Genomic DNA, 14,054 nt, shown 5'->3' with positions numbered 1-14,054 from the left:
ATGACCGGACTGGTTCCTGCCGACAACACCGGCGCGGGCATGCTGACGCCGCTGACGGGCGGTTCGGGCACGTTCGGCGAACGCCTGCGCGCCTTTACCGCGCAACCATCCGTCAGGAAGGTGCTGCCCTGGTTTGCCGGGACCGCCGGCCTTGGCCTGCTCGCACTGACCTGGGCGACGCTGTCGCCCGCGCCGCAGCGGGTGCTCTATTCCTCGCTCGGCGATGCCGAACGGGCTGGCGTCGTCGCCTCGCTCGACCAGGCCGGGATCGACTACACGATCGACAATGGCACGGGCGCGCTGACCGTGGGCGAAGACGATGTCTATCGCGCGCGGATGATGGTTGCCTCCGACGGCTCGCTCGCCTCGCCCGAAAGCGGGACCGATCTGATCGAAAGCCTCCCGATGGGGGCCAGCCGGACGCTCGAGGGCGACCGCCTGCGCGCCGCACAGGAACGCGAACTCACGCTGACGATCATGGAAATCAACGGGGTCGAGGCGGTCCGCGTGCATATTGCGAAGGCCGAACGCTCGGTCTTCGTGCGCGAGGATGTCGCCCCTTCGGCCTCGATCATGGTGCGCATGGCGCGTGGGCGCCAGCTGACCGATGGCCAGGTGATGGCGGTTACCAATCTGGTCGCGGGTTCGGTCCCGGGGCTGAACATCGATGCGGTGAAGGTCGTCGACCAGCACGGCAAGCTGCTGACGCAGGCGCGCGACCCCAATAGCGGGCGGCTCGACCTGCAGGCGCAGATGGAAGCCAAGCTCAACGCGCAGGTCGACCAGCTCCTCTCGCCGATGTTCGGCAGCGGCGCCTTTACCTCGCAGGTCCAGGTCGATCTCGACATGAACGAGGTCACCTCGGCGCGCGAAAGCTATGACAAGGACGGCACCGTCCGCCGCGAGACGACGCAATTGTCGCAGAGCGGCGGCGTCCAGGCGGGCGGAATTCCCGGCGTGTTGGCGAATACGCCGCCCGCCGATGCCGAAGCCCGGCAGGGGGCGCCCGAGGATACTGCCGAGGCCGCTCCCGGCGGCGGCGTGGGCGAAAGCAGCGCTACCCGCGTTTATGAACTGGGCCGCGAAGTGTCGGTTTCCAACCTGACCCCGGGGTCGATCAAATATCTCTCGGTCGCCGTGGCGATCGACCAGGCGGCGCTGGCCAAGGCGAGCGCGGCGGATATCAACAAGGTCAAGGAACTCGTTTCGGCTGCGGTCGGCGCGCGGGCCGATCGCGGCGACCAGGTCACCGTGGTCATGCGCGCCTTCGAAAAGGTCGAGACCGAAGCGGTGCCGTTCTACGAAACCAGCTGGTTCGGGATGGCGGTCCGCAATGGCGTGGCGATCCTCGCCGTGCTGCTGGTGCTGCTCCTCGCGGTGCGTCCGGCGATCAATGCCCTGCGTAGCGGAGCGAAGAGCGGCGGCGTACTCGATCCGCAGTCGGGAGGCACTCCCGCGCTTGGCGGACCGACCATGGGCGCTGCGACGCCTTACGACCGGCAGGCGCTCGACGGGCAGATCGAACTGGCCCAGCGGATCGCGCGCGAGAACCCTGACGATGCCGTGCTCGCACTGCGCCGCCTGCTCGCGGAAGATGCGCGGCAAGGAGCATCCACATGACCGCGGCCACACCCCAGCTACTCGGCGGCACCGACAAGGCGGCCATCATGGTCATGCTGCTCGCCGAAGAGGATGCCTCGAAGATCCTCGGCCAGCTTACGCCCGACGAATTGCGCCAGCTGGCGGGCACGATGTGCGGGATCGGCGAAGTCGAACCGCAGTCGATCGTCGATGCCATCGCCGGTTTCTCGCGTTCGACCGAGAACAGCGGGATTTCCGGCCACGGCCGCGTCGACAGCGTCCGCAAGCTCCTCAACGGGGCGGTGGGCGAGGTGAAGACCGACAACCTCATGCGCCAGGTCGCGCCCGAGGCCGAGGAAGCGAGCCTCCCCGCGCTGGGCCTGCTGCGCTGGCTCGATCCCAAGATCATCGGTGAAATCCTCGCCGACGAACATCCGCAGGCAATCGCCGTGCTGCTGTTGCAGCTCGATGCCGATGTCGCTGCGGCGGCGCTGTCCGCCTTGCCCGAGGATCTGCATACGCCGGTGCTCCACCGCGTGGCCAAGCTCGGCCCCGTGTCGCGGCAGGCGATCGATATCCTCGAAGGCACGCTCAACGCCAAGATCGAGAAGCTGCACGGGACGATCCCGCTGACGATGGGCGGGATCAAGCATGCGGCGGAGATCATCAACCAGTCGCATCGCAGCGTCGAGAAACGCGTGCTCCCGACTATCGGCAAGATCGACAAGAAACTTGCCAAGGAACTCGAGAACGAGATGTTCAAGTTCGAGCATCTGTTCGCGCTCGATATGAAGATGACCGGCGTGCTGCTGCGCGAGGTTGAAAGCGATACGCTGATCATGTCGCTCAAGGGGCTCGAAGAAGACCGCCGCGAGCAGTTCTATGGCGCGATGTCATCGCGCGCGGCCGATGGCCTGCGCGACGAGATCGAGATGCGCGGCCGGGTCAAGAAGAGCGATGTCGAAGCGGCGCAGAAGGAAGTCGTCGCGATTGCCAAGCGCCTGATCGCGCAGGGCGATATCATCATGGGCGAAGGGGACGAGGACTATGTCTAGGGTCGCCTATGCCGCGCTCGGCAAGCGGGGGAGCTTTTCCCGCGACAACCGCTACACCAAGATCCAGGAAGACGCCCCGCCGCCGGTTGCCGAGGATGCGGGCGAGAAAGCCTATCGCGCGGGCTATGAAGACGGCCAGATTTCCGCGCATGCCGATTTCGAGGCCCGCCTCAAGGCCGAACGCGCCGCCCGCACCGCGATAGAGCTGGCGTTCGCCCGCTTCGACGCGGCCAGCGAACGCCAGCTGCGCGAACGGATGCTGGCGACGGTCCATGCACTGTGCGAGGAAGCGGTCCTCCCGCTCGCGCTCGATACCGAAGGGCTTGCCCGGCGGGTCGAGGCGGCCGCCGCCATGTTCCAGCGCAAGCATGACGAGCGGATCATCCATATCCATCCCGAAGATCTCGAACTGGTCCGCGGCGACGTATCCGCAGACCTCGAACTGGTGCCCGACGCCAGCGTCGAGCGCGGCGGTTTGCGCGTGGAAACCGATGACGGCGGGGTCGAGGACGGCCCCCAGCAGTGGCAGCGCGCGCTCGCCGAAATCTTCGCCGCATGCAAACCCTGATAGACGAGACCTTCGCGTCGGTCGCATCGGCCTCGCTCGATCTCGCGCCGCGCCGGTTCGGCCGGGTGGTGGCCTGCGATGGCGGGTTGATCGAAGTTTCGGGACTGGGGGTGCCGATCGGCACGATCTGTACGATCGCGCAGGGCGCATCGACCGAACACCGCGCGGAAACCATCGGCTTTCGCAACGGCCATACGATGATGATGATGCTCGGCGATACGGTTTTGCTACGCCCCGGCGCCATTGTGCGTCCCGAGGGGCAACCGGGCATGCTCAGCGTGGGGCGCGAGTTCCTGGGGCGCGCGGTCGACGGATCGGGTGAGCCCATCGACGGACGCGGACCGATCGGTGCGACCACCGCCTGGCCCGCCGGTGGCTACCGGGTCGGCGCGCTCGACCGGTCGCGGGTTACCGAAGTATTCGACAGCGGCATTCGCTCGCTCAACGCGCTGACCACTTTCGGGATCGGGCAGCGGATCGGCATCATGGCCGGGTCCGGGGTGGGCAAGTCGGTGCTGATGGACATGATCGTCGAAAGCGCCCGCGCCGATGCGATCGTGGTCGGACTGATCGGCGAACGCGCGCGCGAAGTTTCCGATTTCGTCACCCGGCACATGGCGGGGGACCGCGCGGCCAATACCGCGATCGTCGCCGTGCCTGCCGATCATGCGGCCAATCTCAGATTGCGCGGGGCGATGCTGGCGACTTCGCTCGCCGAACATCTGCGCTCGCAGGGCAAGCGTGTGCTGCTGATCCTCGACAGCCTTACCCGCGTCGCACATGCGGCGCGTGAAATCGGCATCCTGCTGGGTGAACCCGGCGCCGCGCGCGGCTATCCGCCTTCGGCGCTGGCGACGATCACCAAACTGATCGAACGCGCGGGCAATTCGGAAGAATCGGGCGGCGCGATGACCGGCATCTATACGGTGCTGGCCGATGGCGATGACCAGAACGATCCGGTGGTCGATACCGCGCGCGCGATCCTTGATGGCCATATCGTGCTGTCGCGCGAGATCGCACAGCGCGGGCAATATCCCGCGGTCGATGTCGGCGCCTCGCTCAGCCGGGTGATGAACGACATCGTGTCCCCCGAACAGGCCGCGACCGCGCGCCGCTTCCGCGCGCTGAGCGCGACCTATGAAGCCAATCGCGATCTGGTGATGATGGGGGCCTACCGGCAGGGGACCGATCCGCTGCTCGACGAGGCGATCGCGCTGCATCCGCGAATGTGCCAGTTCCTGTCGCAGGGCGGGCAAGAGAGCATCGATATCGCAACCTCCTTCGCCCAGCTGACCGAGCTTGTCGGCAGTGACGCCTGAACGAAAGAAACTCAAACGCGCGCAACTGATCCAGCGCGTCCGGACCGTCGAACGGATGCAGTCGGCGGCCGCTGCGAGCGAAGCCGAAGCGACACGCACGCGGCTGTCTGGCGTGGCGGAACGAACGCGCACGCTCGCCGCGCATTACGCGCAGCGCGCCGACGATATGGTCGGGGCCGACCTGCGTAGCGGCAAGGCGATGCGCGATCAGCTGCAGAAGCTGTCCGAAGTGAGCTCGCGCCAGGCCGAAGAGGCCGAACTGCAATCGCAGACCCGGCGCGAGGCCTTCGCCCAATCCGATATGCGTTTGCGCAAGGCCGAGGAAGGGACGCGCGAACTGGTGCGTTCGATCGTCGCCGGTCTGGAAAAGGGCTGACCGACCCGGAGTTTGGCACGCTTCTTGATAGATAGTCCGCACACGACAAACGGACTTTCTATGACCTTTTCAATCGCCCTACCGAAGTCGCTCGACACCGCGTCCTCTGCCGCCGGCCTCACCAGCGAGAACGGGCAGAAAAGCGCGGGTTTCGAGGGGACTGACGGGTTCGCCGAACTGCTGGGCCAGCTGGCGTCGTTCACGCCGCCCGCCGGTCAGGCCGATACGGCGGAAGCGGACCGGCAAGCGGGCGATTTGCCGACCGGCAAGGAATTGCCGCTTGCCGCCTTGGGCCTGCCGGTCCTCGACAATACGCTCGCGGCGCCGACCGCCCTCGACGCCAAAGGTGGAGCGGGCAAACCGGCGGCTGGCGGCCTGGTCCCGAACGCTCCGAAAACCGACCTGGCAATGACCGCGTCGAACCCGCGCACAACTGCGCCGGGGGCAGGGCTTGCCGATGCGGCGGGCGAACCGCCGGTCCAAGGTCTCGAAGTCCGTATCTCCGCGGCCCAGCAACCGCGTGATCCGCGCGCGGCCGGCATGGTGTCGTCGCTCCAGACCGGCAAGGCCGCAATGGACTTGCCGGCTGTGGCTGCGCATGGTCGCTCGGAAGCAGCGCCGGTTGCGACTGCACCGCAGAGCGAAACGAAAGCCTCGGTCAAAGCCGCGGCGACCGAAACCGCGGTTGCGGCTCCTGCAAAGGCCGAACCTGCTGCACTGCAAGGCGCCGGAACGGCCCAACGCTCGGCCATCGGCGAACGCAAGATCGGCGACAAGGCGCTGGCGGAGAAACTCGCGTCCAAGCCGCGCACCGGCGCGACCAGCGATGCCGCGAAATCCATGCCGCAAGCACTTGCGGTGGCTGCGGACGGCAGCGCATCCACCATACAGCCCGTTTCGAGCGCAGCGCGGCCCATCGCTACCGACCAGTTCGCCAATGTCGAACGCGTCGTCGAGCATCTCATGGCGGCGCGGCAGTTCGATCTCTCCAAACCGGCTGCGATTGCCGTTGCGCACAAGGAATTCGGCGCGCTGACGCTTACCTTCGACCACTCGGCCGGGGGCATGAATGTCGAAATCGCCGCCGAGGATGGCGAGGCGCAGCGTGCGCTGGCGGCGGCGATGGCCAATGACCGCGGCGCTACCCGCGCGCAGGAACTGGCGGCGCAAACGCCGTCTTCCGCGACCCAGCCCGGCCAGACCGGCGGCGAACGCGGCGGCTCGGCGAACAATGCGGGCACGGGCTCCGGCAACGCGTCCGGCGATGACCAGCGCCAGCAGACTTCCGACCAGCGCAGCCGCCATGGCGAGCGCGCTCCCAACCAGCCCCAGGCGCCCGCGCAATCGTCCTCCGACGACGCGCTCTACGCCTGACTCGCGGCACCCGATTTTAGCAGGACAACACCATGCCGAACGAAAATGACCCTCAGGAACCCGTAGCGAAAAAGAAGGGCGGCAAGCTCAAGCTGGCGCTATTCGCTTTCGTGCTTCTCGGCGCGGGCGGCGGCGGGACCTATGCCGCTTTCGCCAGCGGCATGCTCAACGCCCATCCGGCGGAAGAAGAGGACCCCAACCCGAAGCTGGTCCTCAAGGGCGACGAGGACCCCTATCCCGCCGGCAAAGACGACGAGGCGAAGGGCGCAGCGATCGTTTACGGTGTGGGCGGGGGCGAATACCGCACCGCCTATTACGATTTCACCGAGGAATTTACCTCGAACCTCGCCGATAGCGGCGCTCTGGTGCAGATCAGCCTCGCGGCTTCGACGCATTACGACGGGCGCGTGCTGATGTGGCTGGAAGAGCACGAAACGGCGCTTCGCTCTCGCATTCTCGCCGAACTGGCTGCTACCGGCGAAGCCGAACTGGCCAGCATTCATGGCAAGGAAGAACTGCAGAAGCGCCTGACCAAGGCAATCAATGAAACGCTCGAGGAACGCGAAGGCTTCGGCGGCGTCGACAGCGTCTATTTCCGGTCGTTCATCGTCCAATGATCTCCTCCGCGATCCCCGCCGCCACGGCCCGTGCCGCGAGCCATTGCGAAGAGCTTTTGAGCCGTGCGGCGACCCCGCCCGACCTCGACCTCGAATTCGCGCGTTTTGCCCGCGGGTTCGCCGAGCAGGCGACGACGCAGCTGGGCGCGCTGTGCGACGACCGGACGCTGGTTGCAGAGATCGCCGAAACCGAACTGCTGCCGGTGGGCGAATGGTATGCCAAGGTCGGTACCGCGCACCGCCACAGCTTCTTCGCGCTCGGCCAGGAAAGCCGCGGGATCCTGATCTCCACGCGGATCGGCGAAATCGTCGCGCAGTTCGAACGCATTCTCGGCGGGACCGGCGACGTCGACGAGCGTTGCAGCGTCCTGCCCGCTTCGGCACTGCGTTTCGCACAGCAGTTCGAAGACCGTATGGCCGATGTGCTGCGGCGCACCAGCGACCGCCGCGAAATCGCCGCCGCCGCCAATGGCGACGAGGTCGAACAGGTCGCACCTTTCGCTGCGAGCGAACGCGTGTGGACCGTGACGCTGTCAGTGAGCAGCCCGAAAATCTCGCGCTCGTGGACCGTCCGGCTTGCCATGTGCCAGTCGATGATTGCCGAGATCGTCGGGACGCGCGCCGTCTCGCCGGCCACCGGACGCACGATCGGTGCGCGCGGGATCGAAGGCTCGGCGATTGCGCATGTCGACCTGCCGCTGCGCGCAGTGCTGGTCGATGTGCCGATGTCGATCGCCCAGCTGGCCAGTCTCACGCCCGGATCGGTCATCCCCGTCGCGGTCAATCGCAACGTTCCGCTGCTGATCGGCAATCTTACCATTGCGCATGGCTGTGTCGGTGAACTCGACGACCGTGTTGCGCTCGAACTCAATCAAACTTCCCTTTCGGAGTAACTCCTTATGGCTTCGCATGCAGATGGCTTCGGCCTTATCCAGGACATCGATGTCCGCCTCACCGTAGAACTCGGCCGTAAGTCGATGCGCCTGCGCGACGTGCTCGCGCTGGGGGAATCGAGCGTAATCGAGCTCGACCGACTGACCGACGAACCGCTCGACATGTTCGTCAACGGCAAGCTGATCGCGCGCGGCGAAGTGGTGGCGCAGGGCAATCGTTTCGCGATCCGCGTGATCGAGATCGTCGGCGCGGGTTCGAACGAAGCCGCGGTCGAACGGCGCGCCCAGCCGATTACCGTCACCTCGACCGGTGCAGGCGAGGCGGCCTGATGCTCTGGTACGTCCTCAAGCTGCTGGTCCTGCTGCCGCTGATCGGTGTCATGATCTGGGGCAGCCTGAAACTGGCAAAGAAAATGCAGGGCCAGTTCGGTGCGCCGACAGGTGGCAGCAAGGCCGTGCGCATTGTCGAAAGCACGATGCTCTCGCCCACCTTGCGGCTGGCGGTAATCGAATTCCATGGCCGCGAAATACTCGTTTCGACCTCGCGCAACGGCCTCGTCCGGCTGGCCGAGGCACCGGCGCGGCCGGAAGCGCAGGACGTCGCCGCATGATCGCTCGTCTCGCCAAACTCGCCGCGGCGCTGGCTGCGCTGGCCTATCCCGCGCTCGTCCGCGCGCAGACCGGGGATGCCGCGGTGTCGGGCGCGCTCGACCGCGCTTTCGGCGAGATGGCAGGGGCCGGCGGCGAACCGCTGAGCCTGTCGCTCCAGCTGCTGCTGGTGATGGGCCTGCTGACCATTCTGCCCGCGCTGCTGCTGATGATGACCAGCTTCACCCGGATCATCGTGGTGCTGGCGATCCTGCGACAGGCGCTCGGCCTGCAGCAATCGCCGCCCAACCAGGTGCTGATCGGGATCAGCCTGTTCCTGTCGCTGTTCATCATGGCGCCGACGCTGGAAGCGGTGAACGAAAACGCCATCGCCCCCTATTCTGCAGGCGAGATCGGTGCCGAAGTCGCGATCGAACGCGCCGGTGACCAGTTCCACGGCTTCATGATCCGCCAGACACGCGAATACGACCTTGAAATGTTCGCCGATATCGCCGGGGCGGGGCAGTTCGCCAGCCCGCAGGACGTGCCCTTCTCGATCCTGCTGCCGGCCTTCGTCACCAGCGAACTCAAGACCGCCTTCCAGATCGGCTTCATGCTGTTCCTGCCGTTTCTCGTCATCGACCTCGTCGTCTCCAGCGTGCTGATGAGCCTCGGCATGATGATGATGAGCCCGATGATCGTGTCGCTGCCCTTCAAGCTGCTGCTGTTCGTCCTCGTCGACGGCTGGGCGCTGCTGATGGGCTCGCTCGCCTCAAGCTTCGGATAGATCTCATGGACGAAAGCGCCGTACTCCTTTCGATGGCCGACCGCATGTTGTGGATCGCCGCACTGGTTGCCGCCCCGATCCTGCTCGCGAGCCTCGCGATCGGTCTCGTGATCGGGCTGGTGCAGGCCGCGACGTCGGTCAACGAACAGACGCTGACCTTCGTCCCTAAGCTGGGCGCGGTCGCCTTCGTGCTGGTTATCCTGGGCGCATCGATGATGGCGCTGGTGGGTGATTTCACGCAGGATATCTTCGCCGAAATCGCAGCGATCGGCGACTGAGGACCTTGCCGTGAACGGCCTCGATCTCGGCCTTGGTGCGCTGGAGCAGGACATGTGGCGCGTCGTCTTCCTGATGACGCGGCTGGGTGCTGCGCTGCTTGCCGCACCCTTCTTCGGCGCAACCTCGGTGCCGATGTCGGTGCGCGTCGCGATTACTGGCGCGCTGGCGATCTTCGTGTCCTCCTGGATGCCGGCAGTCGAGACCCCCGAAGCCCTGCTCTCGCTTGAGGGATTGCTCGCAGTGGCGGGTGAGGTCATCATCGGGCTGGCGCTCGGCTTCGTGCTCCAGCTCGCCTTTGCCGCGCCGACCGTGGCCGCCGAACTGATCGGCGGCGGCATGGGTATGAGCATGGCGGTATCGCAGGATGCGATGGGCGGCGGGACCACCACCTCCTTCGGCCAGTACTTCGTCATCGTGCTGACCCTGATCTTCCTGGCGACCGGCGCGCATCTGCACTGGATTGCGCTGGTTACCGAAAGCTACAACGCTTTCCCGCCGGGCCAGACCTGGCTGGGGGCAGAACGGTTCGCGGCAATCGCGGGTTTTGCCAGCTTCATGTTCGAAACCGCGCTGAGGATCGCGCTGCCGGTCACGGTGATCCTGTTGCTGGTGCAGGTGCTGACGGGCATCCTGAGCCGCTCGGCGCCGTCGCTCAATCTCTTCGCGCTCGGCCTGCCCGCTGGCGTGCTTGCCGGACTGGCCGCGCTGATCATTTCCGCACCGCTGATTTACGACCAGTTCACCGGCCTCGTCGGCGACGCGCTCGACCAGACTGAAAGCGTGATCGCGCGATGAGCGAGACTGCCGGCGAAAAGACCTTTGCCCCAACCGAGAAGCGGCTGGCGGACGCGACCAAGAAGGGCGACGTCCTGCGTTCCAAGGACGCGGGCACGGCTGCCGTCATGCTGTTCGGCGGCGCTTGGCTGGCGATTGCGGGGCCGTTGCTGCTCGAAGGGCTCGCACAGCTGACACGCGAAGCCTTCCTGTTCGATGCGCGCGATATTCGCGATTTCAGCGTCGGGGGCCTGCTGATGCAAGGCCTGCTGCTGGGCGTGCCTGCAATCCTCACGCTGGCGGTGCCTGTCATCCTGGTCACGTTGCTTTCGCAGCTGGGCTTCGGCCGCGGGCGCTGGGTGGCGGCCAATCTCAAGGCCAAGGGGCAGCGGATCAATCCCATGTCCGGCCTCAAGCGCATGTTCGGCCCGCAGGGGCTGGTCGAAATGGGCAAGGGCCTGCTCAAGGTCGCGCTGCTGGGCAGCATTGCGGCGTGGTGGTGGTGGACCAGCATGGAAACGGTCATCGGGCTGGGGCGGGGCAATCTGTCGGCCCAGCTGACCGCTGCCTGGCATGCCATCGTTTCGCTGATCTTCGCGCTGGGTGCCGGGCTGGTGGTAATCGCTTTCGTCGATCTGCCGATCCAGTGGCTGCGCCAGCAGAAGCGGCTGAAGATGAGCTATCAGGAGCTGCGCGACGAAAACAAGGAAACCGAAGGCTCACCCGAAATGCGCGCCGCGCGGCGGCAGCGCCAGCGCGATATCGCCACCGGATCGGTTGCCGGGGCAATGCGCGAAGCACAGTTCGTGATCACCAATCCGACCCATTTCGCGGTCGCCATGACCTATGATCCGGACAAGGCCTCGGCCCCCATCGTCCTCGCCAAGGGGCGCGGCGACAAGGCGATGGCGATGAAGGAACTGGCGCGCGAACTCGACCTGCCGACGCTCGAAATCCCGCAGCTGGCCCGCTCGGTCTATTACACCACGCGCGAACGGCAGATCATTTGCGAAGACCTGTATGGCGCAGTCGCCTCGGTGCTGGCCTATGTCTTCTCGCTCAAGCGCGGCGAAGCGCCGCCGCTCCCGGCAATCGAGGTGCCCGCCGCGCTGCGGTTCGACGCCGATGGCCGCGTGCCGGTTAATCCGCCGCGCAATGCGTCGTTATCAGGGCGATGAGTATTTCCAGTTCCTCGATCGCCACCTCGCTCGGTATCGGCAGCGGCGTAGACATGACCGGTTTGGCCGAGCAATTGGCCGAGGCGCAGTTCGCCGGGCGCAACCAGCGGCTGGCCGACAAGTCGGAAACGCTCGAGCGGCGGATCTCGCTTGCGGGATCGATCCGCAGCAGCCTCTCCACCTTTGCCACGGCGCTGGGCGATCGGCTGCGGACCGGCGATCTCGCGCCCCTGCCGACGATCAGCAACACCGCGGTCGCCGCAGTCTCCACCCCGCTGGGGGCGGTGGGCAAGGGCAGCTATTCGCTCGAAGTCACCAAGCTGGCGAACAACCAGATCCTCACCGGGCCTACCTATGCCAGCGCAAGCGACACGGTCGGGGCCGGCACGCTTACCATCCGTTTCGGCACGACGAGCAATGCGAGCTTTACCGAGAATACGGGCAAGACACCGCTGACGATCGACATCGCCGCCGGAGCGACGCTGTCGCAGGTGGCCGCCGCGATCAACGGGAAGAACGCCGGGCTGAACGCCTATGTCGCACAGACCGATGCGGGCGCACAGCTGGTGGTCAAGGGGGCCGACGGTGTGCAGAACGGCTTCACCATCGAAGCCACCGAAGATGGCGCTAATCCGGGGCTGTCGGCACTGGCCTGGCAGCCGGGCGACGACCCCGCGCGGCTGGTCAAGACCTCCGCCGATGCCGAATTCCTCCTCGACGGCCTTGCCCGCCGCAGTGCGTCGAACACGATCGACAGCATTGCGCCGGGCCTGTCGCTGACATTGACGGGCACCAATGTCGGCGCCCCTGCGACGATCGGCTTCAACAGCGCCACCAGCGCGATCTCCGGCATGATGCAGGACATTACCGGCGCGCTCAATGAAATCGCCGCCGAACTGAGCAGCGCGGTCGACCCGCTGACGGGAGAGCTCTCGCGCGACACCGGTGCGCGCGCGCTGCGCCGCGATCTGTCCGCACTCGGCTCCACCGTGATCATGCCCAATGCGGCGGAAGGCGCTCCGAAAACGCTGGCCGAACTGGGCCTGGCGATCGAGCGTGACGGCAGCTTCCGCTTCGACGAGGCCAAGCTGGTCGATGCGCTGGCGCGCGATGCCTCGGGCGTGGCCGCCATGTTTACCACTGGCATCAACGGCATTTATGCCACGATCGACCGGATGGCGCGTGCGAACAGCATGGCGAGCGATCCGGGAACGCTGGCCGGATCGGTGGCGCGCTACCAGTCGCAATCGGACCAGCTTACGCGCGATCTCGAAAAGCTCGCCGAACAGCAGGAAACCTTCCGTTCGAACATGGTCGCGCGTTTCGCCAAGTCCGAAAGCCGGATCACCGCGTCGCAATCCACCCTGTCCTTCCTCCAGTCCCAGATCGACATCTGGAACAACCAGGGGAACTGACATGCTGGCCCGTGCCCGACCCGGCGATGCCTACCGGCAAAGCAATTTCGAAGCCCGGCTGATCGCCAGCGGGCGCGACGACCTCGTCTTGTTCTGCCTCGACGATCTGATCGACAATCTGGGCCTGCTCGAAATCGCCGAATCGCGCCACGACCGCGCCGCGCGCAGCCGCGTGCTGACGCGCTGCGTCACCGCGTTGACCGCTTTGGAGATCGGGATCGACCGCGAAGCCGAAATGGCCGAGAGCCTGGCGCAATTCTACGGTGCGGCGAAAAGCATGCTGCTCGATTCGATCCGCGCCATCGATCTGGAGCAAATCGCGCAGCTACGCGGCGATCTGCGCGAAATTTCCGCTGCCTTCCGGGCTGCGAAACAGGGCACGATGCAGGCCTGACCGGCGTCACGCGCGATCTCCGAAACGGAGAACGTCGCAATCGCAAACCGCGCAGAGCAATTGTATCGTGGCCGCGGTCTCGATGGATTCGCGCACCTTGTGCATCCCAAGCGAACCCCGAGACCCGCGCCAGTTGGGGCTGGCCGGATCGTGCGTTTGTTTCCTGGGACTTCCTGAATGTTGAAGGTTTTCGTGATCGACAGTGCCGCGGCGCGCAGGGCGCAAGTGTGCCGCCTGCTGATGGACTGCCGGATTCACTCAGAACCGTTCGAGACCGTGGCGGAGTTTGCCGAGCACATGCCCTCGCAGGGGCTGGTTCTGTACTGCGACGAGCGCGGCGATATGGCGCAATTGGTCGAGGCGCTGGAGCAGCGTTCGTGGCTGCCGGTGATCGCCTATGCCCACCAGCCGGACATCCAGCGCGTCGTCCGGGCGATGCAGGCGGGAGCCGCCTCCTATGTCGGCTTTCCCATCGACCCGGCGGAGATCATGGCCGAATACGGCAAGCTGCAGGGCAGTTTCGCGGCCCGGCTCGCGCAGCGCAAACGCGCCAGCACGGCGCGGCGGCGGCTCGACACACTCAGCAATCGCGAACGCCAGGTACTCGGTTGCATGCTGGACTATGGCACGAGCAAGGAAATCGCCCGCTATCTGGGTATCAGTCCGCGCACCGTCGAGGCGCATCGCGCCAATCTGATGGTTCGGCTCGACGTGCGTACTGCGACGCAGGCGATCCGGGTGGCGGTCGAAGGCGGCGCTTGCGGAGCAGCGCAGGCCTTTGCGAGCCCATCGGGCCGCGGGGGCGAAGGGGGCAATAGTCCCGCTCCTGCTCGGGTCCTGCAATAGCCCGTCTTCC

17 protein-coding genes are annotated in these 14,054 nt (G+C 66.1%); all 17 read left to right on the top strand.

Annotated elements, in window-relative coordinates:
* The 17 genes from fliF (at position 1) to VWN43_RS10075 (ending at position 14,044) form a co-directional block, all read left to right on the top strand.
* Positions 1–1,620, top strand: a complete 1,620-nt coding sequence (fliF, locus tag VWN43_RS10155; RefSeq protein WP_320181836.1) for a flagellar basal-body MS-ring/collar protein FliF — start codon at positions 1–3, stop codon at positions 1,618–1,620.
* Positions 1,617–2,636 (top strand): flagellar motor switch protein FliG, encoded by a 1,020-nt coding sequence (gene fliG / locus VWN43_RS10150; RefSeq protein WP_320181837.1) that lies wholly within the window; start codon positions 1,617–1,619, stop codon positions 2,634–2,636. Before fliF ends, fliG begins: the two co-directional genes overlap by 4 nt.
* The gene (locus tag VWN43_RS10145; RefSeq protein ID WP_253522501.1) at positions 2,629–3,204 is read left to right on the top strand and encodes a FliH/SctL family protein; all 576 of its coding nucleotides are present in this window, start codon (positions 2,629–2,631) and stop codon (positions 3,202–3,204) included. The genes fliG and VWN43_RS10145 overlap by 8 nt, the downstream gene beginning before the upstream one ends.
* Entirely contained in the window at positions 3,192–4,523 is a 1,332-nt protein-coding gene (locus tag VWN43_RS10140; RefSeq protein WP_320181838.1) for a FliI/YscN family ATPase, read from the top strand. The genes VWN43_RS10145 and VWN43_RS10140 overlap by 13 nt, the downstream gene beginning before the upstream one ends.
* Positions 4,513–4,899 carry a hypothetical protein gene (locus VWN43_RS10135; protein ID WP_253522506.1) on the top strand — a complete coding sequence of 129 codons (387 nt, stop codon included), beginning with the start codon at positions 4,513–4,515 and terminating at the stop codon, positions 4,897–4,899. Before VWN43_RS10140 ends, VWN43_RS10135 begins: the two co-directional genes overlap by 11 nt.
* 60 nt (positions 4,900–4,959) lie before the next feature.
* The gene (locus VWN43_RS10130; protein ID WP_320181839.1) at positions 4,960–6,273 is read left to right on the top strand and encodes a hypothetical protein; all 1,314 of its coding nucleotides are present in this window, start codon (positions 4,960–4,962) and stop codon (positions 6,271–6,273) included.
* A 32-nt stretch (positions 6,274–6,305) separates the two neighbouring features.
* Entirely contained in the window at positions 6,306–6,890 is a 585-nt protein-coding gene (locus VWN43_RS10125; RefSeq protein ID WP_253522510.1) for a flagellar basal body-associated FliL family protein, read from the top strand.
* Positions 6,887–7,783 carry a flagellar motor switch protein FliM gene (locus tag VWN43_RS10120; protein ID WP_320181840.1) on the top strand — a complete coding sequence of 299 codons (897 nt, stop codon included), beginning with the start codon at positions 6,887–6,889 and terminating at the stop codon, positions 7,781–7,783. Before VWN43_RS10125 ends, VWN43_RS10120 begins: the two co-directional genes overlap by 4 nt.
* 6 nt (positions 7,784–7,789) lie before the next feature.
* Positions 7,790–8,113 carry a flagellar motor switch protein FliN gene (gene fliN, locus VWN43_RS10115; protein ID WP_253522514.1) on the top strand — a complete coding sequence of 108 codons (324 nt, stop codon included), beginning with the start codon at positions 7,790–7,792 and terminating at the stop codon, positions 8,111–8,113.
* Positions 8,113–8,394: a flagellar biosynthetic protein FliO gene (locus VWN43_RS10110; protein WP_320181841.1), complete on the top strand. Its 282-nt coding sequence runs from the start codon at positions 8,113–8,115 to the stop codon at positions 8,392–8,394. The genes fliN and VWN43_RS10110 overlap by 1 nt, the downstream gene beginning before the upstream one ends.
* The gene (gene fliP / locus VWN43_RS10105; protein WP_253522518.1) at positions 8,391–9,158 is read left to right on the top strand and encodes a flagellar type III secretion system pore protein FliP; all 768 of its coding nucleotides are present in this window, start codon (positions 8,391–8,393) and stop codon (positions 9,156–9,158) included. The genes VWN43_RS10110 and fliP overlap by 4 nt, the downstream gene beginning before the upstream one ends.
* 5 nt (positions 9,159–9,163) lie before the next feature.
* Positions 9,164–9,436 (top strand): flagellar biosynthetic protein FliQ, encoded by a 273-nt coding sequence (locus VWN43_RS10100; protein ID WP_253522522.1) that lies wholly within the window; start codon positions 9,164–9,166, stop codon positions 9,434–9,436.
* A 10-nt stretch (positions 9,437–9,446) separates the two neighbouring features.
* On the top strand, positions 9,447–10,232 hold the full coding sequence (fliR, locus tag VWN43_RS10095) for a flagellar biosynthetic protein FliR (protein WP_320181842.1): 786 nt from the start codon (positions 9,447–9,449) through the stop codon (positions 10,230–10,232).
* On the top strand, positions 10,229–11,389 hold the full coding sequence (locus tag VWN43_RS10090) for an EscU/YscU/HrcU family type III secretion system export apparatus switch protein (RefSeq protein ID WP_320181843.1): 1,161 nt from the start codon (positions 10,229–10,231) through the stop codon (positions 11,387–11,389). Before fliR ends, VWN43_RS10090 begins: the two co-directional genes overlap by 4 nt.
* Positions 11,386–12,804, top strand: a complete 1,419-nt coding sequence (gene fliD / locus VWN43_RS10085; RefSeq protein WP_320181844.1) for a flagellar filament capping protein FliD — start codon at positions 11,386–11,388, stop codon at positions 12,802–12,804. The genes VWN43_RS10090 and fliD overlap by 4 nt, the downstream gene beginning before the upstream one ends.
* A 1-nt stretch (position 12,805) precedes the next feature.
* The gene (locus VWN43_RS10080) at positions 12,806–13,198 is read left to right on the top strand and encodes a flagellar protein FliS (protein ID WP_253522533.1); all 393 of its coding nucleotides are present in this window, start codon (positions 12,806–12,808) and stop codon (positions 13,196–13,198) included.
* A 177-nt stretch (positions 13,199–13,375) separates the two neighbouring features.
* Positions 13,376–14,044, top strand: a complete 669-nt coding sequence (locus VWN43_RS10075) for a response regulator transcription factor (protein ID WP_320181845.1) — start codon at positions 13,376–13,378, stop codon at positions 14,042–14,044.
* Positions 14,045–14,054 lie beyond the last annotated feature (10 nt).

The organism is Qipengyuania sp. HL-TH1, from assembly GCF_036365825.1.
GTDB lineage: Bacteria > Pseudomonadota > Alphaproteobacteria > Sphingomonadales > Sphingomonadaceae > Qipengyuania > Qipengyuania profunda.
This window is presented reverse-complemented; position numbering and strand designations above follow the sequence as displayed.